This is a genomic window from Streptomyces sp. NBC_01003 (assembly GCF_045162695.1).
Taxonomy (GTDB): Bacteria; Actinomycetota; Actinomycetes; order Streptomycetales; family Streptomycetaceae; genus Streptomyces.
In genome coordinates, this window is sequence record NZ_CP108707.1 from 8,155,925 (window position 1) to 8,181,125 (window position 25,201).

17 protein-coding genes and 1 pseudogene are annotated in these 25,201 nt (G+C 70.7%); 8 read left to right on the top strand and 10 right to left on the bottom strand.

Translation table 11 applies throughout. The features are described 5' to 3' along the window. Nucleotides 1–92 precede the first annotated feature (92 nt). A pseudogene (locus OG698_RS37215) lies at nt 93–476 on the bottom strand (hypothetical protein); the annotation flags it as partial. Between the two features lie 469 nt (nt 477–945). Between OG698_RS37215 and OG698_RS37220 the strand changes: the two are divergent. The 5 genes from OG698_RS37220 (at nt 946) to OG698_RS37240 (ending at nt 8,955) form a co-directional block, all read left to right on the top strand. Continuing rightward, a complete protein-coding gene (locus OG698_RS37220) occupies nt 946–3,798 on the top strand; it encodes a nitrate- and nitrite sensing domain-containing protein (RefSeq protein WP_406108283.1) in 2,853 nt (950 codons plus the stop codon). After that, nucleotides 3,795–4,235 (top strand): roadblock/LC7 domain-containing protein, encoded by a 441-nt coding sequence (locus OG698_RS37225; RefSeq protein ID WP_100597501.1) that lies wholly within the window; start codon nt 3,795–3,797, stop codon nt 4,233–4,235. Before OG698_RS37220 ends, OG698_RS37225 begins: the two co-directional genes overlap by 4 nt. Before the next feature lie 9 nt (nt 4,236–4,244). Next, nucleotides 4,245–4,649 (top strand): DUF742 domain-containing protein, encoded by a 405-nt coding sequence (locus tag OG698_RS37230; RefSeq protein ID WP_329575584.1) that lies wholly within the window; start codon nt 4,245–4,247, stop codon nt 4,647–4,649. 72 nt (nt 4,650–4,721) lie between these two features. Beyond that, nucleotides 4,722–8,369 (top strand): hydantoinase B/oxoprolinase family protein, encoded by a 3,648-nt coding sequence (locus tag OG698_RS37235; protein WP_406108285.1) that lies wholly within the window; start codon nt 4,722–4,724, stop codon nt 8,367–8,369. Then, nucleotides 8,350–8,955: a GTP-binding protein gene (locus tag OG698_RS37240; protein ID WP_406108287.1), complete on the top strand. Its 606-nt coding sequence runs from the start codon at nt 8,350–8,352 to the stop codon at nt 8,953–8,955. The genes OG698_RS37235 and OG698_RS37240 overlap by 20 nt, the downstream gene beginning before the upstream one ends. Nucleotides 8,956–9,084: 129 nt before the next feature. Here OG698_RS37240 and glpK read toward each other — a convergent pair whose 3' ends face one another. The 6 genes from glpK to OG698_RS37270 form a co-directional block, all read right to left on the bottom strand. Then, the gene (gene glpK / locus OG698_RS37245) at nt 9,085–10,602 is read right to left on the bottom strand and encodes a glycerol kinase GlpK (RefSeq protein WP_406108288.1); all 1,518 of its coding nucleotides are present in this window, start codon (nt 10,600–10,602) and stop codon (nt 9,085–9,087) included. Nucleotides 10,603–10,678: 76 nt separating this feature from the next. Continuing rightward, nucleotides 10,679–11,431 (bottom strand): MIP/aquaporin family protein, encoded by a 753-nt coding sequence (locus tag OG698_RS37250; protein WP_406108290.1) that lies wholly within the window; start codon nt 11,429–11,431, stop codon nt 10,679–10,681. Between the two features lie 362 nt (nt 11,432–11,793). Beyond that, the gene (locus OG698_RS37255) at nt 11,794–13,482 is read right to left on the bottom strand and encodes an EAL domain-containing protein (protein ID WP_406108292.1); all 1,689 of its coding nucleotides are present in this window, start codon (nt 13,480–13,482) and stop codon (nt 11,794–11,796) included. Nucleotides 13,483–13,588: 106 nt separating this feature from the next. Next, entirely contained in the window at nt 13,589–14,779 is a 1,191-nt protein-coding gene (locus OG698_RS37260) for a lipid-transfer protein (RefSeq protein ID WP_326776799.1), read from the bottom strand. Further along, nucleotides 14,776–15,222: a Zn-ribbon domain-containing OB-fold protein gene (locus OG698_RS37265; RefSeq protein ID WP_383095449.1), complete on the bottom strand. Its 447-nt coding sequence runs from the start codon at nt 15,220–15,222 to the stop codon at nt 14,776–14,778. Before OG698_RS37265 ends, OG698_RS37260 begins: the two co-directional genes overlap by 4 nt. 60 nt (nt 15,223–15,282) lie before the next feature. Next, nucleotides 15,283–16,107, bottom strand: coding sequence for a M15 family metallopeptidase (locus OG698_RS37270; protein WP_406108294.1), 825 nt, complete (start codon nt 16,105–16,107; stop codon nt 15,283–15,285). Between the two features lie 72 nt (nt 16,108–16,179). Between OG698_RS37270 and OG698_RS37275 the strand changes: the two genes are divergently transcribed. Continuing rightward, complete coding sequence (locus tag OG698_RS37275; protein WP_100597510.1) at nt 16,180–16,713, top strand: NUDIX domain-containing protein; 534 nt, start codon at nt 16,180–16,182, stop codon at nt 16,711–16,713. 38 nt (nt 16,714–16,751) lie between these two features. Here the strand turns inward: OG698_RS37275 and OG698_RS37280 are convergent, their stop codons facing one another. Further along, entirely contained in the window at nt 16,752–19,109 is a 2,358-nt protein-coding gene (locus OG698_RS37280) for a glycoside hydrolase family 31 protein (RefSeq protein WP_406108296.1), read from the bottom strand. A gap of 214 nt (nt 19,110–19,323) precedes the next feature. On the opposite strand from OG698_RS37280, the gene OG698_RS37285 reads away from it, so the two are divergent. Together OG698_RS37285 and OG698_RS37290 are read left to right on the top strand one after the other, a co-directional pair. Then, complete coding sequence (locus OG698_RS37285) at nt 19,324–21,300, top strand: acetoacetate--CoA ligase (RefSeq protein ID WP_406108298.1); 1,977 nt, start codon at nt 19,324–19,326, stop codon at nt 21,298–21,300. A gap of 78 nt (nt 21,301–21,378) precedes the next feature. Next, entirely contained in the window at nt 21,379–22,281 is a 903-nt protein-coding gene (locus tag OG698_RS37290; protein WP_406108300.1) for a hypothetical protein, read from the top strand. 62 nt (nt 22,282–22,343) lie between these two features. On the opposite strand, the gene ptsP is transcribed toward OG698_RS37290, so the two are convergent. Both ptsP and OG698_RS37300 read right to left on the bottom strand, forming a co-directional pair. After that, complete coding sequence (ptsP, locus tag OG698_RS37295; RefSeq protein ID WP_406108301.1) at nt 22,344–24,014, bottom strand: phosphoenolpyruvate--protein phosphotransferase; 1,671 nt, start codon at nt 24,012–24,014, stop codon at nt 22,344–22,346. Between the two features lie 73 nt (nt 24,015–24,087). Beyond that, nucleotides 24,088–24,537: a PTS glucose transporter subunit IIA gene (locus OG698_RS37300; protein ID WP_100597514.1), complete on the bottom strand. Its 450-nt coding sequence runs from the start codon at nt 24,535–24,537 to the stop codon at nt 24,088–24,090. Nucleotides 24,538–25,201 lie beyond the last annotated feature (664 nt).

The following is a 25,201-nucleotide window of genomic DNA, read 5'->3' on the forward strand; positions in this document are numbered from 1 at the left end:
CCAGCGCTACGCAACCGTCACCGATCCCACCCCACCTACCTGCGCAGACCCACGCACGCCCGCGTATCTACCGACGCACCACCTGCACGCGCCTACGTATGCGTCAACTGTCCGGCCCCGCCACGCCTCCGTATGCGTTCCGGGGCCGGACGGCCCTGTGCGCGTGCCTGCCGGCGCGCCTGGCGACGCTCCCTGCGCAGCTGCCGTGCCGTGCTGTCGGGCGCGGACACCACGCCGTTGCGCTGGTTCCACACCTGTCGGGTCACCCAGACGTCCAGCACGCCCCAGGTCGCCACGACCGTGCTCCCCACGCTGCTCAGCACCATCGGGAACGCCAGCCATGAGTCGGCGAGGGTGCACAGGAACGCGATCACCGCCTGCATCAACGTCAGCGCGACGATGAGCACCGCCCGTACCGCCGCCGTCCGCACCGGATCAGGCAACCGGCGCCGCCTCGCCGGCTCCTCGACCCACAATTCCCCACGCCGCTCTGTCGTGCCCATCAGTTCGTCACTCCCCACCGCCGTCACAGCCCGCCGCCCTGGGCGCTCCCGCGCCGGGGCTCTCCGATGGCTGCCCGGATTGCGCCGCTTTACGCTGCCCGCTCACCTCGTGCGGGCCTCATCACGTATGACCCGTAAGGAAGGACGTACGGCGGCGTCGAAAGATTCCCCCGGATTGCGGCGGTCGTTTCCGTCCCCGCCGAAGATCGATCGATTCCGGCCAACTGCCTTTCCTGTACGGCCGGATGGTGCCGGATTTTGAGCGCCACTTTGCGGGGTGCAATCTCCCGCAATGCCCGGACACATGCTGACGTCCCACGCCACTGGCCACCGGACAGCATCCGGACAGCCCTTCGAGTTGCTCCTGCGTCAGTAGTAGGCTCGCGCCGTTTGTTGCCGCACATGTGTACCCCTGACCGCAGGGGTCGATCTGGGGGAGGCCATGCGCTTTCGCGGGAAGTCCATCCGCCGGAAGATCGTGGCGTTGCTCCTGGTGCCGCTGGTGTCCCTGACCGCCATCTGGGCTTTCTCCACGGTGATCACGGGCCGCGCCGCGACTCAGCTGGTTTCGGCGGGGAAGGTCGCCGACGAGATCGGCTACCCGATCTCCGACGCCGCGCGGACCCTTCAGGACGAGCGCCGCCAGACCCTTGTCTACCTGGCCGACCCGCGGGCCTCCGACGCCCTCTCCAAGCTGCGCAGCCGCCGCAGCGCCTCCGACGAGGCGATGGCCCAGATCAGGACGAAGGCCGAGAACTCCGGGATCCGCGACGACATGAGCGACGACTCCCGGCGCCGCATCGGCGCCGTCGTCGAGGGATTCGACGGCATCGAGTCCCTGCGCCGCAACGTCGACGAAGGAACCGTCACCCGCGAGCAGGCCCTCGACTTCTACAACCGCCTCATCGACCCTACGTACGACTTCCTGCTCACGCTCAGCAGCTTCGACAACTCGGCGATGGACCGCCAGGGCCGCGCCGTCATCGGTGTGCTGCGAGCGCGTGAACTGCTGTCCCGCGAGGACGCGTTGGTCGGCTCGGCGCTCGTCGCCCGCCGGATCACGCAGAAGGAACTGCGCCAGGTCTCCGACCTCGTCGCCCAGCGCGGAATCCTGTACGAGACCAGCCTCGCGCTGCTCCCCGACGACGACCGCGCCGAGTTCGAGCGCTACTGGAAGAGCGCGGACACGGCGGCCCTGCGCACGGCGGAGAACACCCTCGCCGACTCCACGGCGGGCACCCCCCGGGGCGTCACCGCACGTGCCTGGAACAACACTTCGGGCCAGGTGCTCGACGAGCTCGTCAAGCGCGACACCGCCGCCACGGAGCGCTACCAGGACCGGGCGCGCCCCATCGCGATCAATGTCTTCCTGCAGGCCGGAGTGGCCGGTGTGCTCGGCCTGCTCGCGCTGCTGCTCTCGCTGTTCCTGTCCGTACGCATCGGCCGCAGCCTCGTCCGCGATCTGCGGCAGCTGCGCCTGGAGGCCCACGAGGCGTCCGGTGTGCGACTGCCCAGCGTGATGCGCCGTCTCGCGGCAGGCGAACACGTCGACGTGGAGACCGAGGCCCCCCGCCTGGAGTACGACAAGAACGAGATCGGGCAGGTCGGCCAGGCGCTCAACACCCTTCAGCGCTCCGCCGTCGAGGCCGCCGTCAAGCAGGCCGAACTGCGCCACGGCGTCTCCGAGGTCTTCGTCAACCTCGCCCGGCGCAGCCAGGTGCTCCTCCACAAGCAGCTCACCCTGCTCGACACGATGGAGCGCAGGACCGAGGACACCGACGAACTCGCCGACCTGTTCCGCCTCGACCACCTGACCACGCGCATGCGGCGCCACGCGGAAGGCCTGGTGATCCTCTCCGGCGCCGCCCCCTCCCGGCAGTGGCGCAGGCCCGTCCAGCTCATGGACATCGTCCGGGCCTCCGTCGCCGAGGTGGAGGACTACGAGCGCGTCGAGGTCCGGCGCCTGCCGCGCATCGCCGTCACCGGCCCCGCCGTCGCCGACCTCACCCACCTCGTGGCCGAACTCCTGGAGAACGCCACGGTGTTCTCGCCGCCGCACACCGCCGTGCAAGTCGTCGGCGAGCGCGTCGCCAACGGCTTCACGCTGGAGATCCACGACCGGGGCCTCGGCATGGCGGCCGACGCGCTCCTCGACGCCAATCTGCGGCTCGCCGAGACGCCCGAGTTCGAACTCTCCGACACCGACCGGCTCGGCCTGTTCGTGGTCAGTCGGCTCGCCCAGCGCCAGAACGTCCGCGTCTCGCTCCAGCCGTCCCCGTACGGCGGCACGACCGCGATCGTCTTCATCCCGGACACCCTGCTCACCGACGCCCCCGACACCGAGGGCGCCGGCTTCCGTCTCGACCGTCCCCGCAGCGCCGGGCGCGGCGAGGCCCCCGGCGTGCGCTCCCCGAAACTCTCCACGGCGGGCAGCCCGCTCCCGGTTCTTCCGGCCTCTCTCCTGGACGGGCCCGTGGAGCTGGAGGCGCCGCTTGCGGCGTCGGACCTCACGCCCTTCCCCGGCGCTCTCGATGACGAGGACAGCGAGCGGGGCGGGCTCTTCCGGCCGCGCCGCCGCCCCGCCGGGCTCCCCGGAGAGCAGCACCAGCACGCGCGCGACGAGTTCGAGGACCGGGCCGAGCCCACCCACCGGGCCGACGGCGACGACGCGCCCGTGCCGCTGCCGCGCCGCAGGGCACCGAAGCTCGTCAGCTCGCACGGCAGGCCCGTCACCCACACGAGGCCCGGCGAGTCGGAATCGGACAACCAACGCACGGACGGCCGACCCGAGAACTCGCGCAGCGTCCCACGGGATCCCGAGGCCCCGACCCCGGACACCCCGGGGGACGCGTACCGCGCGGAAGCCCCGGAGGGACCCCGCGAGCGCCGTCTCACTTCGGCGTCCGCGCCGGATCTGCCGCGCAGGCGCGCCCGTGCCGATGCCTCGCAGGACGCGACTCCCGCACGTCGCCCGGAGCCGGTGCGCGACCCCGCGCCGGAACCGGCCGCCGACGCCCCCGCGCCGAGCTTGCCGAGTGGCCTGCCCCGCCGTGTGCGCCAGGCCAATCTCGCCCCGCAGCTCAAGGAAGGACCCGACCTGCGCGCCGACCGCGCCGCGGACCGGGAGGGGCCCAACCACTCGGACAGCCCCGCCGAGCGCGACGCCGACGAGGTCCGCAACCGGATGGCCTCGCTCCAGCGAGGCTGGCGCCGCGGCCGTGAGGAGAACGCCGCAGGCGACGACGCCTCCGACGGCACAGCACAGGGAACGACATCTGAGGGGGACGGTCGATGACCGCACCGAAGGCCGCCGCACACACCACCGCGAACGGCGGTTCCGGGGAGCTGAACTGGCTCCTGGACGACCTGGTGGAGCGCGTCGCCAGTATCCGCAAGGCGCTCGTGCTCTCCGGGGACGGCCTGCCGACCGGGGTCTCGAAGGACCTCACCCGGGAGGACAGCGAGCATCTCGCCGCCGTCGCCTCCGGCTTCCACAGCCTGGCCAAGGGGGTCGGCCGGCACTTCGAGGCGGGCAGCGTCCGCCAGACCGTCGTGGAGCTGGACGACGCCTTCCTCTTCGTCACGGCAGCCGGCGACGGCAGCTGCCTCGCCGTCCTGTCGGACGCGGACTCCGACGTCGGTCTCGTCGCGTACGAGATGACCTTGCTGGTCAAGCGGGTCGGCGTGCATCTGGGGACCGCTCCGCGCACCGATCTGTCCGCCGGCGGGTAGTGGGCCGGTATGAGCCCTGACGGGGAGGGGACGCAGGAGACGCACCACTGGTTCGACGACGAGGCCGGACCGGTGGTTCGCCCGTACGCCATGACACGCGGCCGCACCACCAGCGCGGCCCAGCATCGCCTCGACCTGATCGCGGTCGTCGTCGCGGAACACCGCACCGGTGACCCCGCCGCCGACCAGACGCTGTCCCCGGAACACGTGGACATCGTCGGACTGTGCCGCGACAGCCCCCAGTCGGTAGCGGAACTCGCCGCGGAACTCGACCTTCCCATCGGCGTCGTACGCGTCCTCATCGGCGATCTCGTCGACGAGAAACTGGTCCATGTGACCCGGCCCGTACCCCCTGCCGAGCTCCCGGACGAGAGTATTCTGCGCGACGTGATCAACGGTCTCAGGGCGCTCTGACCCACGCGTACACCGAGGCCACACACGGGGGTGGGGACCAGGCGAGCAGCGGGGCGAACAACGGAGACGCGCGTGACAGGCTGGCAGTTCTGGATCGACCGAGGCGGCACGTTCACCGACGTCGTCGCGCGGCACCCCGGCGGACGCCTGCTCACCCACAAGCTCCTGTCCGACAACCCCGCCCGCTACCGGGACCCCGCCGTCGCCGCGATCCGCGAACTTCTGGACAGCGAGGGCGAGTCGGGGCACGCCCACGTCGACTCCGTCCGCATGGGCACCACCGTCGCCACCAACGCCCTCCTGGAACGCAAGGGCGAACGCACCGCCCTGGTGGTCACCCGAGGCTTCCGTGACGCCCTGCGCATCGCGTACCAGAACAGGCCCCGCATCTTCGCCCGCCGCATCGAGCTGCCCGAGCTGCTCCACGAACGGGTCATCGAGGCCGACGAGCGCATCGACGCCCACGGCGCCGTCCTCACCCCCCTCGACACGGACGCCCTCGAAGTGTCGCTGCGCCAGGCGTACGACGACGGGATCAGGGCCCTCGCCGTCGTCTGCATGCACAGCCACCTGTATCCCGACCACGAGCGGCAGATCGGCGCCCTCGCGGCCCGGATCGGCTTCCCGCAGATCTCGCTCTCCAGCGAGGTCAGCCCGCTGATGAAGCTCGTCCCGCGAGGGGACACGACGGTCGTCGACGCCTATCTGTCGCCGGTCCTTCGCCGCTACGTCCAGCAGGTGGCGGACCAACTCGCGGGCGTACGCCTCATGTTCATGCAGTCCAACGGGGGGCTCACCGAGGCCGGGCAGTTCCGCGGCAAGGACGCCATCCTGTCCGGCCCCGCCGGCGGCATCGTCGGCATGGCCCGGGTCTCCCGGCTCGCCGGCTTCGACCGCGTCATCGGCTTCGACATGGGCGGCACGTCCACGGACGTGTCGCACTACGCGGGGGAGTACGAGCGCGTCTTCACCACGCAGATCGCCGGCGTGCGCCTGCGCGCCCCCATGCTCGACATCCACACCGTCGCGGCCGGCGGCGGCTCCGTCCTCCACTTCGACGGCAGCCGCTACCGCGTGGGCCCCGACTCCGCGGGCGCCGACCCCGGACCCGCCTGCTACCGCGGCGGCGGCCCGCTGACCGTCACCGACGCGAACGTGGCCCTCGGGCGCATCCAACCCGCCCATTTCCCCCGGGTGTTCGGCCCCGACGGGGACCAGCCCCTGGACCACACCCTCGTACGGGACCGCTTCGCCGCGCTCGCCCGCGAGATCCGCGACCGCACCGGCGACGACCGCACCCCGGAGCAGGTCGCCGAGGGCTATCTGCAGATCGCCGTCGCCAACATCGCGAACGCCGTGAAGCGGATCTCCGTCCAGAAGGGCCACGACGTCACCCGCTACGCCCTCACCACGTTCGGCGGGGCCGGTGGCCAGCACGCGTGCCGGGTCGCCGACTCGCTCGGCATCCGCACCGTCCTCGTACCGCCCATGGCGGGCGTCCTGTCCGCGCTCGGCATCGGTCTCGCCGACACGACCGCCATGCGCGAGCAGTCCGCCGAGGCACCGCTCGAACCGTCCGCCATGCCGCACGTCCACAAGACCGCCGACGACCTGGAGGGCGCGGCCCGCGCCGAACTCCTCGCCGAGGACGTGCCCGAGGACCGCATCCGCGTCACCCGCCGGGCCCAACTGCGCTACGACGGCACCGACACGACGCTCACCGTGGAACTCACGGACCCGGAGACGATGCGCGCCGCCTTCGAAGAACGCCATCGCGCCACCTACTCCTTCACCCTCGACCGCCCTCTCGTCGTCGAAGCACTCTCCGTCGAAGCAACCGGCCTCACTGCACCCCCCGATCTGTCCGCCCTCGCACCCCGCTCGGCCCCGCCCGCCGTCCCGGAGGCCGTCAGGCTCCACACCGGCGGCTCCTGGCGCGACGTGCCCCTGCACCGACGCGACCAACTGCCGCCCGGCGAAAGTGTCACCGGACCCGCGATCATCGCCGAGTCCGGCTCCACGACGGTCGTGGACGACGGCTGGCGGGCGGCCGTGACGGACGACGGCCACCTGATCATGGAACGCGCGGCGGTCACGGAGAGTTCCGACATCGGCACGGCAGCCGACCCCGTACTCCTCGAAGTCTTCAACAACCTCTTCATGTCGATCGCCGAACAGATGGGCGCCCGCCTGGAGTCCACCTCCCAGTCGGTCAACATCAAGGAGCGCCTCGACTTCTCGTGCGCGCTCTTCGACCCCGACGGCAGCCTCGTCGCCAACGCCCCCCACATCCCCGTCCACCTGGGATCCATGGGCACCAGCGTCAAGGAGGTCATCCGCCGCCGCGGCACGCGCATGCGGCCGGGCGACACCTACGCCGTCAACGACCCCTATCACGGGGGCACCCACCTCCCCGACGTCACCGTCATCACCCCGGTCTTCGACACGGAGGGTGAGCGGATCCTGTTCTACGTCGCCTCGCGCGGCCACCACGCGGAGATCGGCGGCATCGCCCCCGGCTCCATGCCCGCAGGCAGCCGCACCATCGACGAGGAAGGCATCCTCTTCGACAACTGGCTGCTCGTCGAAGGGGGCAGCTTCCGCGAGACGGAGACTCTGGGCCTGCTCACCGGCGGCCCCTATCCGTCCCGCAACCCGCGGACCAACCTCGCCGACCTGCGCGCCCAGATCGCCGCCAACCAGAAGGGCGTCGACGAAGTCGCCCGCATGATCGACCACTTCGGGCTCGACGTCGTCCAGGCGTACATGAAGCACGTCCAGGACAACGCGGAAGAGGCCGTGCGCCGCGTTGTCGACGCCCTACAGGACGGTGAGTTCGCCTACGAGACCGACTCGGGCGCCATGATCCGCGTCCGGGTCACCGTGGACCGCGAACAGCGCAGCGCGACCGTCGACTTCACCGGCACATCGCCACAGCTCGCCACCAACTTCAACGCGCCCTTCGCCGTCGTCAACGCGGCCGTCCTGTACGTCTTCCGCACCCTCGTGGACGACGACATCCCCCTCAACGACGGCTGCCTGCGCCCCTTGCACATCGTCGTCCCTCCGGGCTCCTTCCTCGCCCCCGAGCCACCCGCCGCCGTCGTCGCCGGCAACGTGGAGACCTCCCAGGCCATCACCGGAGCCCTCTACGCGGCCCTGAGCGTCCAGGCCGAGGGCTCCGGGACGATGAACAACGTGACCTTCGGCAACGAGAGCCACCAGTACTACGAGACCGTGGCCTCGGGCTCCGGAGCAGGTGACGGCTTCCACGGAGCGCCCGTCGTACAGACCCATATGACCAACTCGCGTCTCACCGACCCCGAGGTCCTGGAGTGGCGACTGCCCGTCCTGCTCGAGGAGTTCGCCGTGCGGCGCGGCAGCGGGGGCCCCGGACGGTGGCGCGGCGGCGACGGCGCCGTACGCCGCCTCCGCTTCCTCGAACCCATGACCGTGTCCACGCTCTCGCAGCACCGCAGAATCCCGCCGTACGGCATGGCGGGCGGCGGGCCGGGAGCCCTGGGCGCCAACTCCGTGGAGCACCCCGACGGCACGGTCGACCGGCTCGCCGGCAGCGACTCGGCGGACGTGCTCCCCGGAGACGTACTCGTCATCGAAACCCCCGGAGGCGGCGGATACGGTCCGCCGCCGCCCGCCGGGAACGACCACAGCGACAGCAGTGAGGCAGGAGAAGAGACCCATGATCTTCGGGCGTTCTGAGCGCGGCAAGCCCCCCGTGGAGCCCGTCACGCTCAAGATCCTCGTGGCCGGCGGATTCGGCGTGGGCAAGACGACGCTCGTCGGCGCGGTCAGTGAGATCAAGCCCCTGCGCACCGAGGAGCTGCTGAGCGAGGCGGGCCGCCCGCTCGACGACATCCGGGGCGTCGAGGGCAAGCACACCACCACGGTCGCCATGGACTTCGGCCGGATCACGCTCCGCGAGGACCTGGTGCTCTACCTCTTCGGCACACCCGGGCAGGACCGCTTCTGGTTCCTGTGGGACGAGCTGGCGACCGGCGCCCTGGGAGCCGTCGTTCTCGCCGACACCCGCCGCCTGGAGGACTGCTTCGCCGCCGTCGACTACTTCGAGCGGCGCTCCATACCGTTCGTGGTGGGCGTCAACTGCTTCGAGGGATCGGCCCGTTACCCGGCCGACGCCGTACGCCAGGCCCTCGACCTCGACTCCGACGTGCCCGTTCTGATGTGCGACGCGCGTGAGAAGGAGACCGTCAAGGAGGTCCTCATCGGCGTCGTCGAGCACGCCATGGCCGCGAGCGCGCGCCGCCGCCAGCCGGCCGCCACCTGATCCGCCGGCGCGGTGACGGAACCCATGGGAACGGCCCGCACCCTCGCCGACCGGGGTGCGGACCGTCGTCCACGCGCGCGTGGTCCTCGCCAGGACCACGTGCCAGTCACAAGAGGCGCGCGCCGACCGTCACGCCTCGTCGTCGTGCCAGCCGAAGCTCTTCTCCACGGCCTTGCGCCAGTTGCGGTACTCGCGCTCACGCGTCCCGCCGTCCATCGCCGGCGTCCACTCCGCGTCGCGCTGCCAGTGCGCCTTGAGCTCGTCCAGGTCGTTCCACACCCCCGTCGCGAGCCCGGCCGCGTACGCGGCGCCCAAGCACGTCGTCTCGGACACCCGCGGCCGGATCACCGGCACTCCGAGGACATCCGCCTGATGCTGCATCAGGAGATTGTTCTTGGTCATGCCGCCGTCGACCTTCAGCGTCGTGATCTGCACGCCGGAGTCCTGGTACATCGCGTCGACGACCTCGCGTGTCTGCCAGCTCGTCGCCTCCAGGACCGCCCGCGCCAGATGGGCCTTGGTGACGTACCGCGTCAGGCCCGTGATGACACCGCGCGCGTCCGAGCGCCAGTACGGCGCGAACAGGCCGGAGAACGCGGGCACGATGTAGGCGCCGCCGTTGTCGTTCACACTCGCCGCGAGCGTCTCGATCTCGTCGGCCGTGCGGATGATCCCGAGCTGGTCGCGGAACCACTGGACCAGGGCGCCGGTGATCGCGATCGACCCTTCGAGGCAGTACACGGGAGCCTCGGAGCCGATCTTGTACCCCATGGTGGTGAGCAGCCCGTTCTTCGAGGGGACGGGCCGGTTCCCGGTGTTGAGCAGCAGGAAACTGCCCGTGCCGTACGTGTTCTTGGCCGTCCCCGTGTCGTAGCAGGCCTGCCCGAAGATCGCCGCCTGCTGGTCGCCGAGCGCGGACGCGACCGGCACGCCGGAGAGCTGGCCGACGGCCGTCCCGTAGACCTCGGCCGACGACCTGATCTCCGGTAGCACCGCCTCCGGCACGTTCATCGCCGACAGGATGCCCTGGTCCCACTGGAGCGTCTCCAGGTTCATCAGCATGGTGCGACCGGCGTTGGTGACGTCGGTGACGTGCACGCCGCCGTCCGTGCCGCCCGTCAGATTCCAGATAAGCCAGGAGTCGATGGTGCCGAAGGCGATCTCGCCCCGCTCGGCGCGGGCGCGCAGCCCCGGCACGTTGTCGAGCAGCCAGGCCGCCTTGGGCCCGGAGAAGTAGCTCGCGAGCGGCAGACCGGTCTGCTCCCGGAAGCGGTCCTGTCCGTCCGTGCCGCCCAGTTCGTTGCACAGCGCCGACGTACGGGTGTCCTGCCACACGATCGCGTTGTGCACGGGCCGGCCCGTGGCCCGGTCCCAAAGGACCGTCGTCTCACGCTGGTTGGTGATGCCGAGCGCGCTGAGGTCGTCGGCCCGCAGCCCGGCCTTGGCGAGCGCGCCGGCGACCACGGCCTGCACCTTGGACCAGATCTCGGTGGCGTCGTGCTCCACCCAGCCGGGCTTCGGGAAGATCTGCCGGTGCTCGCGCTGGTCGACGGCGACGATCTCGCCGCCGTGGTTGAAGATGATGCAGCGGCTCGACGTGGTGCCCTGGTCGATGGCGGCGACGTACTTCTCATCGTTGTCGGGCATGTGACTCCCCTTCGTCTTCGTCCGAGGTCCCCGCGCGCGGGGACGCGAAAGCGGCGTGGCGGCTGCGCGGCCGCGGTCAGAACGCCGCGTTGTAGATGAGCCCCGCCAGCGCGCCGCCGATCAGCGGCCCGGCCACCGGGATGATGGCGTAACCCCAGCCGGACGTGCCCTTGTTGGGGATCGGAAGGAACGAGTGCACGATGCGCGGGCCGAGGTCGCGCGCCGGGTTGATGGCATATCCGGTGGGCCCGCCGAGTGAGAGACCGATCCCGACGACCAGGAATGCCACGACGAGTACGGTCGTGCCGGACTCCCCGAGCCCCTTGGTGAGCCCGAACGCGAGGATGGGCAGTACGAGGGCGACGGTCGCGATGATCTCGGTGATGAGGTTGGCCACGGGGTTGTTGATCTCGGGGATCGTGGAGAAGATCCCGAGCGTCGGAGTGGGCCCGTCGCCTTCCGCTTCGCCGTCGGCGGACTCCGATGTGACGTTGGCGTTGAACTGGGCCAGATAGACGAGATAGGCCAGCACGGCGCCCAGCATCGCGCCGACCATCTGGCCGAGCAGATAGACCCAGACCTTGTCCCACTTGCCGGTGTCCACGGCGATGCCGATCGTCACCGCCGGGTTGAGCTGGCCCCCCGACAGCGGCGCGGCGGTGTACGCCCCGGCCAGCACGCCGAAGCCCCATCCGAACGCGATGACGACCCATCCCGAGGCTCTCGCCTTGGAATGCTTGAGCGTGACCGCGGCGCACACGCCCGCGCCGAACAGAATCAGGATCGCGGTCCCGATGACCTCACCGACGAAGATGTCTCCATTGCTCATGGCGGCTCCTAGGCCCTCGCCCGGAGCGATACGCCCCGGTCCTCAGTGCAGGGTGCGTTTTCCATGGCTGGTTCTGGATGGCTCTGGCTGCAACGGCCGACGGAAAGGGTTCCCGCGCCCCGCCCGGCGCCCGCGACAAGCGTTCCCGCTCAGTCGGATCGCTCGTATCGCCGCAGGGAGAGGGCCCTGACCTGCCTGAACGCGACAGGAGGAGCCCGACGGACAGGCTGGGGCCCTGAGCGGCGGTGGGACGACGTGCGGCGATGCCGACTGACACGGGGAAGTGTTCACCGGCCGTGATGGAGCGTCAAGGTCGCGGACGGGAACGGTTGGCGGCGCCCGCCGTACGGCCCGCCTCCGCCTCATCCCGTGGCTGCCCGGCCCGATTCCGCTTCCGCGCGCGGTCCTGTCCCCGCCCATGCGGCCCCGGACACCGGGGCCGCCCCCGAACGCATACCCCGCCGCACCTCGTGCCCCGGCGTGTCCGAGCGTCCGATGACCCAACTCGCCCCCGGCAGAGCCTTGGCGGCCTGTTTGAGCGGCGCCAGGGACGCGGCCGCCTGCCGGTGGTCGGCGACGCTGCCCGCCGCGCACAGCACCGTGGCGAGCGACATCGTGACGGGCCGCCCGCCCGCCGCCCAGGGCACGTCGAGCACCGCGGAAGCCAGCGGATCGAGCCCGTCCGGATCGGCCAGGACCAGGAAGTCGTCGCCCCCGATGTGCCCCACCCTGGTCGCCCCCGACGCGGCCCGTTCCAGGGACCTGCCCACCTCGCGGATCAGATCGTCACCCGCGGCGAACCCCGCCCCGTCGTTGACCTGCTTGAACCCATCGATGTCCAGCCAGCTCAGGGCGAACCCGCGCCCCTGCGCGATCCGCCGGTCCACCTCGCCCGTGATGGAGTCCGAACCGGGCAGCCGCGTCAGCGGATTGAGCGCCGCCGCCTCCTCGACCCGGCTCTCGGCCAGCGCGCGCACGAGATCGGCGAGCCGCACGATGCCCACGCACCGGCCCCGCTCGTCGACGACCGCGACGTCGTCGGCCGTACGGCTGCGCTCGCCGTCCGCGAGTACGTCGAGAACCTCCCAGGCGGTGGCGTCCACGCCCACCGTGCGCGGCCGGTCACCGTGGCGGGCGGCCGGCCGGTCGGCGTAGAGCGCGTGCCCGTAGCGGCCCGACAGGGACAACAGGAAGCGGTCCCGCTGCACCGAACGCACCGGTGCACCCGCCGAGTCCACCAGGAGCACGCCGGACACGTCAGGAGACCCGGTGAGCAGGGCGCGTACACGCCCAGCCGAGGCCGATGCGGGCAGCAATGCGGCGGGCCGCACGAACTGGCGCACCGGTGGCCCCGAAGGCGGCGGCGACGCCACCGGGGGAGTGAGCGCCGGGACGTACACATCGGCCGCCGGCAGCCGCGACGGCGGCGCGAACAGCTCGCCCTGGGCCAGCTGCGCACCGGCCTCCCGAGCGGCGCCGCACTGCAACTCCGTCTCCACGCCCTCGACGCCGAGCAGCGCGCCCAGCCCCTCGCACAGCGTCCGCATCGCGCTCACCGACGCGGGACGCGACAGCAGCGAGGCATCGAGCTTCACGAGGTCCGGCGCCAGGTCGACCAGGAGCCGCAGTGGCAGGTCGCCGTCACCGACGCCGTCCGCACAGATCCGGAAGCCCTCCTCGCGCAGGGCCGTGACCCCCTCCAGGAGCGCCCGGTGCGGCACGTGGGTGAACGGGGGACCGATGTCGACCGTCACTTCCCAGGGCAGCCGCCCCACGCCCCGGACGGCGTCCCGGAGTGCGGCGAGACCACCGAGGTCCGCCACCGTCCCCGCGAACACATTGACGTGCAGCGGCAGCAGCGTCTCCCGCTGCGCCGCCGAGCGCACCGCCAACGCGGCAAGACAGCCGTCGAGTTCAGGGTCGCGCCGGGCCTGTGCGAGCACGTCGCCGACCTCCGGACGGGCGAGCATCTCCAGGGCCGCCACGGCTCCGGTCGTCAGGTTGACGACCGGCTGGAAGGCGAAACGGAGAGCGTCCGTCCAGGAAGGCACGGAAGCATAATGGCGCCCCCGGCGCGCGCCCAAGCGCAGTTCACGAGCTGTTCACGCACCCTTTTCGGCCGAACACGCAGCGTACGGATCCATAGGAGGGCGCCGGTCAGCGGACCGCGACCACGGACGAGCCGTGCCCGAACAGTCCCTGATTCGCCGTGATTCCCACGCGCGCGTCCGCCACCTGCCGGGCGCCCGCCGTACCGCGCAGCTGCCATGTCAGCTCGCAGACCTGGGCGATGGCCTGTGCGGGGACCGCCTCTCCGAAGGACGCGAGTCCACCACTGGCGTTCACGGGTATGCGCCCGCCCGGCGCCGTCGCGCCTTCTCTCAGCAGCTTCGCCGCCTCGCCCTCGCCGCACAGCCCCAGATCCTCGTACCACTGGAGTTCCAGAGCGGTCGACAGGTCGTACACCTCGGCGAGGGAGAGGTCTTCCGGGCCGATTCCGGCCTCCTCGTACGCGGCCCGCGCGATGGAGGCGCGGAAGGTGACGCCGTCCGGCTCGACGGCCGCGGCCGAGTCGGTGGCGATGTCCGGGAGGTCGAGCACCGTGTTCGGATACGTCGGCGTGACCGTGGACACCGCGCGGATCCGCACCGGGTTGCGCACTCCGTGTTTGCGCGCGAAGTCCATGCCGCACAGCACGAGCGCGGCGGCCCCGTCGGACGTGGCGCAGATGTCCAGGAGCCGCAGGGGATCGGCGACGACCGCCGACGCGGCCACCTCGTCGGCCGTCACCGTCTTGCGGTACCGGGCATTCGGATTGAGCGCGCCCGCCGCCGCGTTCTTCACCTTGACCTGCGCGAAGTCCTCCAGCGTGTCCCCGTGCACGGCCATGCGCCGGCGCGCGTACAGGCCGAAGTACGCCGGGTTGGTCGCGCCGAGGACCCGGAACCGCAGCCAGTCCGGATCGTCGTGCCGGTCCCCGCCCGCGGGCCGGAAGAACCCCTTGGGAGCGGCGTCGGCACCCACCACGAGCACGACGTCGGCGAGCCCCGCGAGGATCTGCGTACGAGCCGCGTTGACCGCCTGGGCGCCCGAGGCGCACGCCGCGTACACGCTCGCGACCCGCGCGCCCTGCCAGCCGAGCGCCTTCGCGAACGTCGCGCCCGCCACATAGCCCGGGTACCCGCCCCGCACCGTGTCCGCGCCCACGACGGAGTCCACGTCGCGCCAGTCGACCCCGGCGTCGGCGAGCGCCGCCCGCGCCGCCACCGTCCCGTACTCGACGAAACCGCGCCCCCACTTGCCCCAGGGGTGCATGCCCGCCCCGAGCACCGCCACGTCGTCCGTCATGCCGCCACCCCCGTCGGCCGCCAGTGCCACGCCGTCCAGGTCGTGTCCCCGTCCTCGTCGAGCACGCCGGGCACGACCTCCACTTCCATGCCCACCTCCAGGTCGGCCACGGAGACTCCGGGAACCGCCTGCCCGAGCACCACCAGGCGCTCCGCCTCCAGTTCCACAGCGATCAACGTGTAGGGCTGCCATGGAAGTTCCGGATCGGACACGTACGGCGCGGGCGGCCGGTACCGGCTGTCCGTGTACGACCAGACCCGGCCGCGCGGGGAGAGCGGCACGGAGAGCAGCTCCCCTCCGGCGCAGCCGGGGTTGCGGCAGAAGGTGTCCTCGCGGGGGAAGAAGACCGAGGCGCAGGCCGAGCAGCGCGTGCCGAGCAGCCGGAAGTCCTCTCCCTCCCCGGTGAACCAATCGGCCACGACAGGTGTGCGCGTACGCGACAAGGCCCCTCCCGCGCTGGATTCCGACGACGCCACCAGAACACCAGCAGATCTGATGGACCGTCAGAAGTGTGCCATGGGCCGGCCACTCAGGGAACGCCGCGAGATGGGGAAGTCGAAGTACGTGTCCGGGAAGAGCTCCGGCTTGTACGTGAAGTGCCACCACTCCTCGGGCAGGTTCACGAACCCCTGAGCGGCCAGGGCGTCCCGCAGGAGGTCACGGTTCGCGCGCTGCGCCCCCTGGATCCGCGGGTCATCGGTGTGAGCGAGCGTGTCGAAGCAGTCGAAGCCCGTACCCATGTCCACCGAGTTGTCGGGGAATCGGTCCTTCTTCGGTCCGTAGCAGGGCGCCAGCCGCTCACCGGGCACGTACGCGCGCGTGGGCACCGCCGGCAACTTCACGACGGTCAGATCGAGCGTGGAGCCCCGGCTGTGCCCGGACTTCTCCGCGATGTAACCGTCGGCGAACAGTCGCGTCTTGTCGACCTGCGGATAGAACTCCGCCTTCATCCGCTGGTCGTCGAGGTCCTTGGCCCAGCGCACGAAGTGGTCGACCGCCCGCTGCGGCCGGTAGCAGTCGTACACCTTCAGCGAGTAACCCCGCTTCAGGAGCCCCGCCTGCGCCTTGTGGAGCGCCTTCGCGGCAGGTTCGGTGAGGATGCACATCGGCTTCTCGTAGCCGTCCACAGGCGCCCCGACGAAGTTGTGCGGAGTGATGTAGCGGATCTCCTGGATGATCGTCGGGTCGACGTCCCGCAGCGCCACGAACTGCGCGGGAGCCTTGGGCTCGGGCTTCGCCTGCGCGGCGCCGGGAGCGGTGGCAGTCCACAGGAGCGCGGCGGCAGCGGTGACGGCGAGTCTGCGTACGGCAGTTGCTGTTGAGGTCATGAACCCTGCATCTATCAGGATCAAGGGTGGCCAGGGAAGAGCAGCGCTTCGCGATCGGATACAGTCCGCGGCGTGTCAGCACCCCACCACATAACCAACGCCGTTCCGGATTCTCACTGTTCGAGCTGTGGAACCGCCTACGGACCCGACGTCTCGGGATGGCCGCGCACGTGCCCGGCCTGCGCCGACGTGAGCTACCGCAACCCCCTGCCGGTCGCGGTCGCCCTCCAGGCCGTCTACGACAGCCGCGGTTCCGCTCTCGTCGTGATCACCCGGACCATCGCCCCCGCGCGCGGGGGAGTCGCCCTGCCCGGCGGGTTCGTCGACCACAGGGAGGACTGGAAGGACGCCGTCGTCCGTGAGCTCAAGGAGGAGACGGGCATCGAGGCGGCGAGCCGCGACGTGCGCCTCGCCGACGCCATGAGCTCGCCCGACGGACACCTGCTCCTGTTCGGCCTCCTCCCGGAACGCCCGGCCGCCGAACTGCCCGAGCCCGCCGTCACGGACGAGACCGAAGGCTGGCACCTCTTGCGCCGCCCGGCCGAACTCGCCTTCCCCCTCCACACCCTGGCCGCCCGCGCCTGGTTCGAGGGCCGCTACGTGTGACGCGCACCGCCGCATGACCTCCCCAGCCCTCTGAACGCTCAGAGCCCGCGGATCCGCACCGGGTACGCGGGCTCGGCCGGCCCTCCCTCGTCCTGCCGCTCCACCACCACACTGCCGCCGCTCCACCGCGTGGTGTAGCGCTGAACGTCCGACGCCTGCCAGCCGTCACCGACATCGGGCACGACAACCCCGCCGCCGGTGCGCCCCCGCGCCGGAGCCCACACCTCAAGGCACAGCTCCCCGTCCTCGCCCCGCACCGGGATCACCGCGCCCGCCCGCGCGAAGACGGGAACACGGGACAGCGGCGCGTCCACCAGAACCTGACCGGGCCCCTCGTGAGCCTGCCCGCTCTCCGTGTCGTACCAGCGCCCGCGCGGCAGTCGCACCGCCCGCCGGTCCGCACCCGGCTCCAGGACCGGAGCCACCAACAAGGAGTCACCCAACAAGAACGCGTCCTCGCAGTCCCGCAACGCCCTGTCCTCCGGAGCGCCCCACCACACAGGCCGCACATATGGAGCGCCCGTACGCCGCGCGAGATGAGCCAGCGTCACGAAGTACGGCAGCAGCCGCCTGCGCTCGACGAGCGCCACGCGCGCGTGCCCCAGCACCTCGTCACCGAACTCCCACGGCTCCCGACGCCCCGCCCGCAGCGCCGCATGCGTGCGGAACAGCGGCAGATACGCACCCAGCTGGAGCCACCGCAGATACAGCTCAGGAGACGGATCCCCGTCGAACCCGCCCACGTCCGGGCCCGAATACGGCACTCCGCACAACCCGAGGCCCAGCACCAGGGACAACGACGCGCGCAAACCGGGCCACCCCGTGGCCACATCCCCGGACCACGTCCCCCCGTAGCGCTGCATCCCCGCCCAGCCCGAGCGCGAGAACAGGAACGGCCGCTCCTGGGGCCGCAGTTCACGCAGCCCCTCGTACCCGGCGCGCGCCATGCACAGCCCGTACACGTTGTGCGCCTCCCGATGGTCACCGCCCCGCCCCTCCAGGGAGTGCCGTGCCGAGCGGGGCAGCGTCGGGTCACCGAACGCGGCGAACGACGCCGGCTCGTTCATGTCGTGCCAGAACCCCGAGAACCCCTGGGCGAGCCGCTCCTCGTACAGGCCGCCCCACCATTTGCGCACCGCGCGGTCGGTGAAGTCGGGGTACACGGACTCACCCGGCCACACCACGCCACGTACCGGTCTCCCCGCCGCGTCCTTCACAAAGGCATCCACGGACGCTCCCGCGTCGTACACGGCGTTCCCCGCCTCCGCCTTGACCGCGGGGTCGACGATCGACACCAGCCGCACACCGTCCCCGCGCAGCTCCTCGGCGAGCCGCGGGAGCCCCGGATACGTCTCCTGGTCGACCGTGAACACCTGAAACGCGTCGAGATGATCGATGTCCAGATGCACCGCGTCGAGCGGAAGCCCCCGCTCCCGGTAGCCCGCGACGATCCGCCGCACTTCGTGCCCCCCGCCGAAGCCCCAGCGCGCGTGCTGATACCCCAGTGCCCAGGCCGGCGGCAGCGCGGGCGTACCGGTCAGCGACGACCACGCAAGCAGCACGCGCGCGGGGGCACCCACCATGACCCAGCAGCGCAGAGGACCGCCCTCCATACGGACCTCGCAGTTCCCCGCCCGGTCGTGCCCGGAACCGGCGCCCTCCTCGCCCTCCGACAGGGTCACCGTGCCGTCCCACGAGTTGTCGTGGAACACCAGATGGGTGCCGGCGTCGGCAACCACCATCTGCACCGGCATGGTCAGATACAGCGGATCGTCACCAGGCCCGAAGGAACCGCCCGGATCGGTGTTCCACAGCCGGTACGCGCCGTCCCGCAGCCGAGGCCCCGAGGCCCGGCCGCCCAGCCCGAAGAACCGCGCGTCGGCGGCCACCTCGGACCGTTGCACCCACCGCGCCTCGCCCCCGTCCACGGGCTCCCACCAACGCGGCGGCAGATCACGCCGCAGCACCACACCCCCCGGAGTGCACACGGAGACGGCGCCGTGCCGCGACACGACGACGGTCACCCGCTCCGCCACCACCCGCCAGCCGCCGTCCTTGTCCGGCTCCAGGACAGCCCGCGGATCCGGCTGAGGACAGGAACCCGCCAGCGCGTACGACGGTTCCGGGTCCGCCCCGTCCCAGCCCCAGAAGACCGCGCCCGTCACGGTCACCGTGATCCGCAGCCGGGACCGCGTGAACCGGACGACACCACCACCGGGTGCCGGCTCGGCCCCCGTCACCGGACCCGGCACCCTCGCCCGCTCCGGCCCCCGGCGCCGCAGACCCACCGCGTCGGCCCGCTTCCTGCGCCACGAGGACCGCACCGCCCGCAATCCCTGGACCGCACCCACCAAGCCAACCGCCCTCACCGCGCTTACCAGGTCACGACCGTTCATGCTGCTCACCCTGTCATTGCGGGGCGCGCAATAGTGAGTCGTTCAACTGCCGTTCATCCGTGGTGGCAGCACATCTTCACGACACGGACTATGTGGGGCGCAACCTGGTGCGGAAGTCGATCACGTGGCATCGTCCCTGTCAGCCGCGTCACGCGCACACACCGGCCCGTGCGCGGGACCGACGCACACCACGCGTACATCCGGGAGCCGCCCCATGCCGTCCGCAGCGAATCCGACGCCGCTCTGGAAGCCCGACAAGGAATTCATCGCCGAAGCGCAGATCACGCGCTTCCAGGCCTGGGCGTCCGAACACTACGGAGCCCCCGCCGACGGCGGTTACGAAGCGCTGCACCGCTGGTCGGTGACCGAACTCGACACGTTCTGGAAGGCCGTCGCCGACTGGTTCGACATCCGGTTCACCACCCCGTACGCGCGCGTGCTCGGCGACCGCTCCATGCCCGGAGCCGAGTGGTTCCCCGGCGCCACCTTGAACTACGCCGAACACGCCCTGCGCACCGCCACCGAGCCCGAGCGCGCGGACACCCCGGCCATCCTCCACGTGGACGAGACACACGAACCTCGCCCCGTGACCTGGGCGGAACTGCGCCGCCAGGTCGGCTCGCTCGCCGCCGAACTGCGCGCCATCGGCGTACGCCCGGGCGACCGCGTCAGCGGCTACCTGCCGAACATCCCCGAGGCCGTCGTCGCCCTCCTCGCCACCGCGGCCGTCGGCGGGGTCTGGACGTCCTGCGCCCCCGACTTCGGCGCCCGCAGTGTCCTCGACCGCTTCCAACAGGTCGAACCCGTCGTCCTGTTCACCGTCGACGGCTACCGCTACGGCGGCAAGGAGCACGACCGCCGCGACACTGTCGGCGAACTCCGCGCCGAACTGCCCACCCTCCGCGCGGTCGTCCACATCCCGCTGCTGGGCACAGACGCCCCCGAAGGGGCCCTTGAGTGGTCGGAGCTCACCTCCGCCGACACCGAGCCCGTCTTCGAAGCCGTCCCCTTCGACCACCCGCTCTGGGTTCTGTACTCCTCAGGCACGACGGGACTCCCCAAGGCGATCGTCCAGTCCCAGGGCGGCATCCTCATCGAGCACCTCAAACAGCTCGGCCTGCACTGCGACCTCGGCCCCGGCGACCGGTTCTTCTGGTACACGTCCACCGGCTGGATGATGTGGAACTTCCTAGCCTCCGGCCTCCTCACGGGCACCACGATCGTCGTCTACGACGGCAGCCCCGGCTACCCCGACACCGGCGCCCAGTGGGCCGTCGCCGAACGCACCGGAGCCACCCTCTTCGGCACCTCGGCCGCTTACGTCATGGCGTGCCGCAAGGCCGGCGTCCACCCCTCGCGCGACCACGACCTGTCCCGCGTCAAGTGCGTCGCCACGACCGGCTCGCCGCTCCCACCCGACGGCTTCCGCTGGCTCCACGACGAGGTGCGCGAAGACCTCTGGATCGCCTCCGTCAGCGGTGGCACGGACGTCTGCTCCTGCTTTGCCGGAGCCGTCCCGACCCTGCCCGTCCACATCGGCGAACTCCAGGCCCCCTGCCTCGGCACGGACCTCCAGTCCTGGGACCCGCAGGGCAAACCGCACATCGACGAAGTCGGTGAACTCGTCGTCACCAACCCCATGCCCTCGATGCCGATCCGCTTCTGGAACGACCCCGACGGCAGCCGCTATCACGACAGCTACTTCGACACCTACCCCGGCGTCTGGCGGCACGGCGACTGGATCACCCTCACCTCCCGCGGTTCGGTCGTGATCCACGGCCGTTCGGACTCCACCCTGAACCGCCAGGGCGTCCGCATGGGTTCGGCCGACATCTACGAGGCCGTCGAACGCCTCCCCGAAATCCGCGAGTCCCTCGTCATCGGCCTCGAACAGCCCGACGGCGGCTACTGGATGCCCCTGTTCGTCCACCTCGCGCCCGGCGCCGTACTCGACGACGACCTCCGCGCCCGCATCAAGCAGACCATCCGCGAGAACCTCTCCCCGCGCCACATCCCCGACGACATCATCGAAGCCCCAGGCGTCCCGCACACCCTCACCGGCAAGCGCATCGAGGTCCCGGTCAAGCGCCTCCTCCAGGGCACCCCCCTCGAAAAGGCCGTCAACCTCGGCTCGGTCGACAGCGTCGAACTCCTGCGCTTCTACGAAGACATCGCCCGCAACCGCCCCTGACCGAACCCGGTTCCACCGCCGTTGTCAGTGCCGCCGATTACTGTGAGTGAGCATTGACTACAGCTCTCAGGGGGAACCATGGCGCACACCCAGAACACCCGGCACGCCGGCATGCGACGCGTCCTGCGCCGTGAAGTCGCGGGCATCATCGGCCTGCTCGCCGACGAACGCGACTTCACGGCGATGCGGAGCTACCGCACCTTCGCCTTCGACGACCACGACACGTACCTCCAGCAGGTGGAGAACCTCCTCCAGGCCCTCGCCGCACAGGGCGGACACACCACCGTTGCCCTCTTCGACCCCGAGGAGTACGCGGAGTTCTGCGCCGAGACCGGCCTCGAACCGGACACCCCCACCAGCCGCACCCGCTTCACCGCCGAACTCGCCGTCATGGGCACCACCGTGCCTTACGAGGGACAGCCCCTGGCCGACCTCCTGCCCGACCTGGTGGACGAGGCCGTCCGCCAGGCCACCTGGGAGTACGCCTCGTCCGTCCTCGCCCGGATCGGACCGTGCGGCGCCTGCGGCCGGGACATCGGAAGGGACGCCTTCGCCCGCGCCTCGCACCTCCTGACGCGGGTCCTCGACGCGGCAGGCACCGGCGCCCATCACCTCGTGTGCAGCATCCCCACCGACGTGGAATCGGTGCTGTCGGTACTCCACGTCGACCGCTGCACCGAGGACAGCACACGACTCGACGAGAAGGAGGCGCTCGAGTTCACCACGGTCCTCGCACTCGGCATCGCCACGGCAAGCCCGGGCGGTCTGGTCATGCGCACCACTGCCCCGGACACGGACGACCGAGTCCAAGGCTGGCGCCTGCGCGACGAGCGCCTGCTACCGCTCACCGCGGCCGAAGTCTTCGACGCCTACTGCACCGACGCCCAGTCCGGCGACCTCGTCGCACCCGAGTCCGGCGTCGACTACTGCGCGGCACCTGACCTCGGAGACACCGGCCCCGAGGGCGGGCACACCCACTGAAACGACCGTGGGGCGCTCCACCACGAAGGTGAAGCGCCCCACGACAGCGAACCGGCTTCCGGCTACTCGCCGGACAGCACCGCCTGGGCGGCCCTGCGGGCCTCCTCGGCGGAGTCCGCGGCACGCGCGGCCGAGGCCGCACGCTCGCACTGCGCCAGCGTGTACTTGCCGAGCGTCGTCCGCACGTAAGGAATCGACGCCGCACCCATGGAAAGGGAGGTGACGCCCAGACCGGTCAGGACGCAGGCGAGCAGCGGGTCGGATGCGGCCTCACCGCAGACGCCACAGCTCTTGCCCTCGGCCCTCGCCGCGTCAGCGGACAGGGCGACCAGGTCGAGCAGTGCGGGCTGCCACGGGTCCTGAAGCCGGGACACCGCACCGACCTGCCGGTCAGCGGCGAACGTGTACTGGGCCAGGTCATTGGTCCCCAGGGAAAGGAACTCGACCTCCTGAAGGATCGAACGCGCCCGGAGAGCGGCCGACGGAATCTCGACCATCGCGCCGAACTTCGCCTCAAGCCCCGCCTCACGGCACGCGTCGGCGAAGGCCTTCGCGTCGGCACGGTCGGCGACCATCGGCGCCATGACCTCGAGGTAGACCGGCAGGCCCTCGACAGCCTTGGCCAGCGCGGTCAGCTGCGTACGCAGCACCTCAGGGTGCTCGAGCAGCGAGCGCAGTCCACGCACACCCAGAGCCGGGTTCGGCTCGTCGGCGGGCGTCAGGAAGTCCAGCGGCTTGTCCGCACCGGCATCGAGGACGCGCACCACGACCCGGCCCTCGGGGAACGCCTCGAGAACCTTCCGGTACGCCTCGACCTGCTTCTCCTCGGAAGGAGCGCGGCTGCTGTCGTCCAGGAACAGGAACTCGGTACGGAAGAGACCCACACCCTCCGCACCGGCCTCGACCGCGGCCGGCACGTCGGCCGGACCGCCGACGTTGGCAAGGAGCGGCACCTTGTGACCGTCGGACGTCGCACCGGGACCGGACGACGCGGCCAGCGCGGCCTTCCGCGCGGCGGAGGCGGCCTCCAGCTCGGTCCGCTTCTCCGGACTCGGATCGACGAAGATGTCGCCGGTGCTGCCGTCGACAGCGATCACCGTGCCCTCGGCGAGCTCACCCGCACCGGGCAGCGCGACCACGGCCGGCACCCCGAGCGCACGCGCCAGAATCGCGCTGTGGCTGGTCGGCCCACCCTCCTCGGTGACGAAGCCGAGCACGAGCGTCGGGTCGAGCAGCGCCGTGTCCGCGGGAGCCAGGTCTCGCGCGATGAGTACGTAGGGCTTGTCGCTGTCCGGGACACCGGGCATCGGCACTCCGAGCAGCCGCGCCACGATCCGGTTCCGCACGTCGTCCAGGTCGGCGACGCGACCCGCGAGGTACTCACCTGCACCGGCCAGCAGCGCCCGATAAGACGCGAAGGCGTCGTACACCGCACGCTCGGCCGTGCTGCCGACCGCGATACGTCGGTCGACATCGGCCATGAGCTCCGGGTCCTGCGCCATCATGGCCTGGGCCTCGAGCACATGCTGTGCCTCGCCACCCGCCAGATTGCCGCGCGCAATCAGATCGGCCGCCACAGCTTCCACGGCCTGACGGGCGCGCCCCTGCTCGCGCTCCGCGTCCTCCGTCGGAATCTGCTTGGCCGGCGGCTCGAGAACCGCCGTCCCCATGTGCCGAACCTCGCCGATCGCCACACCGTGGCTCACGCCGACGCCTCGCAGCGTTGTCTCCATCTCACCGTCTCCGATAGTGCGGCGGGCCCAGCCGCCGCGGTGGTTGACCTACATGCCGCCAGCGACGGCCCCGTCACTTCCAGCTGAAGAGTGCGTCGCCGGACTTGACGTTGCCGTCCTCGATCACATCGGAGAGGGACTCGGCGGTGGCCTCGAGGGCAACGATCGGGCAGATCGGGGACTTGCCGGCGGCTTCGACGGCGGCAGGGTCCCAGCGCACCATCTCCTGACCGCGCTGCACGGTGTCACCCTTGTTGACGAGCAGCTCGAAGCCCTCGCCATTCAGCTGAACGGTGTCGATGCCCAGGTGCGTCAGGACGCCGTGGCCCTGATCGTCGACCACTACATAGGCGTGCGGGTGAAGAGAGACGACGATGCCGTCGACGGGCGCGACAGCCGCCGAGGGCTCGCGCACCGGATCAATGGCGGTGCCGGGACCGACCATCGCACCGGAGAAGACCGGGTCAGGAACGGCGGAGAGTCCAATAGCGCGTCCGGCGAGCGGGGACGTCACACTGGTCATGGCAAGCCTCCCAGGGGTGGAGATTGATGGTCGCCGTCACTGCATGTCCTGGACGGCGTACTGTTTCAGAGCGTAAGTCATAAAAAGTCCCGGTTCCGCATGAGAGGTACCGGTTGGCTGACGTAGAGGGTGCACGCAAACGATTTGCGCCTGCCCTGCACGCCCATGTACTGTCGTACTCCCGCTTGAGGCCGAGCGGCACCTTCGAGTGCCTGGTGGCTCAGCGGCAACTATCACGACAGATCTTAGCTTTGATCGACTTCTGCATGCCCGCAGGAGTTCATGGTCGGAGCGGGGGAAAATGGCTGATAGTGTTTGGACCGCCGGAAAGGGAAACGCGAAAGCCGAAAGGCCGGAGCGGAAACCTGAAAGGCACCGAGGAAATCGGACACGAAAGAGTCTGATAGAGTCGGAAACGCAAGACCGAAGGGAAACTGCCCGGAGGAAAGCCTGAGAGAGTCTCTCGGGTGAGTACAAAGGAAGCGTCCGTTCCTTGAGAACTCAACAGCGTGCCAAAAGTCAACGCCAGATTGACAACCCCGGCCCACCTTTGGTGGGTTGGAGGTTCCTTTGAAAAAGTCCTCACTCCCACACCGGGGTGAGGCGCACTAGCGAGGACGCAGTGAATCGTGGGGATTATTCCTCCCGACGGTTCCGCTCTCGT

What these genes read in the sequence shown, in the direction of transcription:
- OG698_RS37260 (WP_326776799.1), bottom strand. Translation starts at nt 14,779, where the DNA reads ATGACGGACGACGTGGCGGTGCTCGGGGCGGGCATGCACCCCTGGGGC.
- OG698_RS37225 (WP_100597501.1), top strand. Translation starts at nt 3,795, where the DNA reads ATGACCGCACCGAAGGCCGCCGCACACACCACCGCGAACGGCGGTTCC.
- OG698_RS37285 (WP_406108298.1), top strand. Translation starts at nt 19,324, where the DNA reads ATGCCGTCCGCAGCGAATCCGACGCCGCTCTGGAAGCCCGACAAGGAA.
- ptsP (WP_406108301.1), bottom strand. Translation starts at nt 24,014, where the DNA reads ATGGAGACAACGCTGCGAGGCGTCGGCGTGAGCCACGGTGTGGCGATC.
- OG698_RS37280 (WP_406108296.1), bottom strand. Translation starts at nt 19,109, where the DNA reads ATGAACGGTCGTGACCTGGTAAGCGCGGTGAGGGCGGTTGGCTTGGTG.
- OG698_RS37270 (WP_406108294.1), bottom strand. Translation starts at nt 16,107, where the DNA reads ATGACCTCAACAGCAACTGCCGTACGCAGACTCGCCGTCACCGCTGCC.
- glpK (WP_406108288.1), bottom strand. Translation starts at nt 10,602, where the DNA reads ATGCCCGACAACGATGAGAAGTACGTCGCCGCCATCGACCAGGGCACC.
- OG698_RS37300 (WP_100597514.1), bottom strand. Translation starts at nt 24,537, where the DNA reads ATGACCAGTGTGACGTCCCCGCTCGCCGGACGCGCTATTGGACTCTCC.
- OG698_RS37220 (WP_406108283.1), top strand. Translation starts at nt 946, where the DNA reads ATGCGCTTTCGCGGGAAGTCCATCCGCCGGAAGATCGTGGCGTTGCTC.
- OG698_RS37240 (WP_406108287.1), top strand. Translation starts at nt 8,350, where the DNA reads ATGATCTTCGGGCGTTCTGAGCGCGGCAAGCCCCCCGTGGAGCCCGTC.
- OG698_RS37230 (WP_329575584.1), top strand. Translation starts at nt 4,245, where the DNA reads ATGAGCCCTGACGGGGAGGGGACGCAGGAGACGCACCACTGGTTCGAC.
- OG698_RS37290 (WP_406108300.1), top strand. Translation starts at nt 21,379, where the DNA reads ATGGCGCACACCCAGAACACCCGGCACGCCGGCATGCGACGCGTCCTG.
- OG698_RS37250 (WP_406108290.1), bottom strand. Translation starts at nt 11,431, where the DNA reads ATGAGCAATGGAGACATCTTCGTCGGTGAGGTCATCGGGACCGCGATC.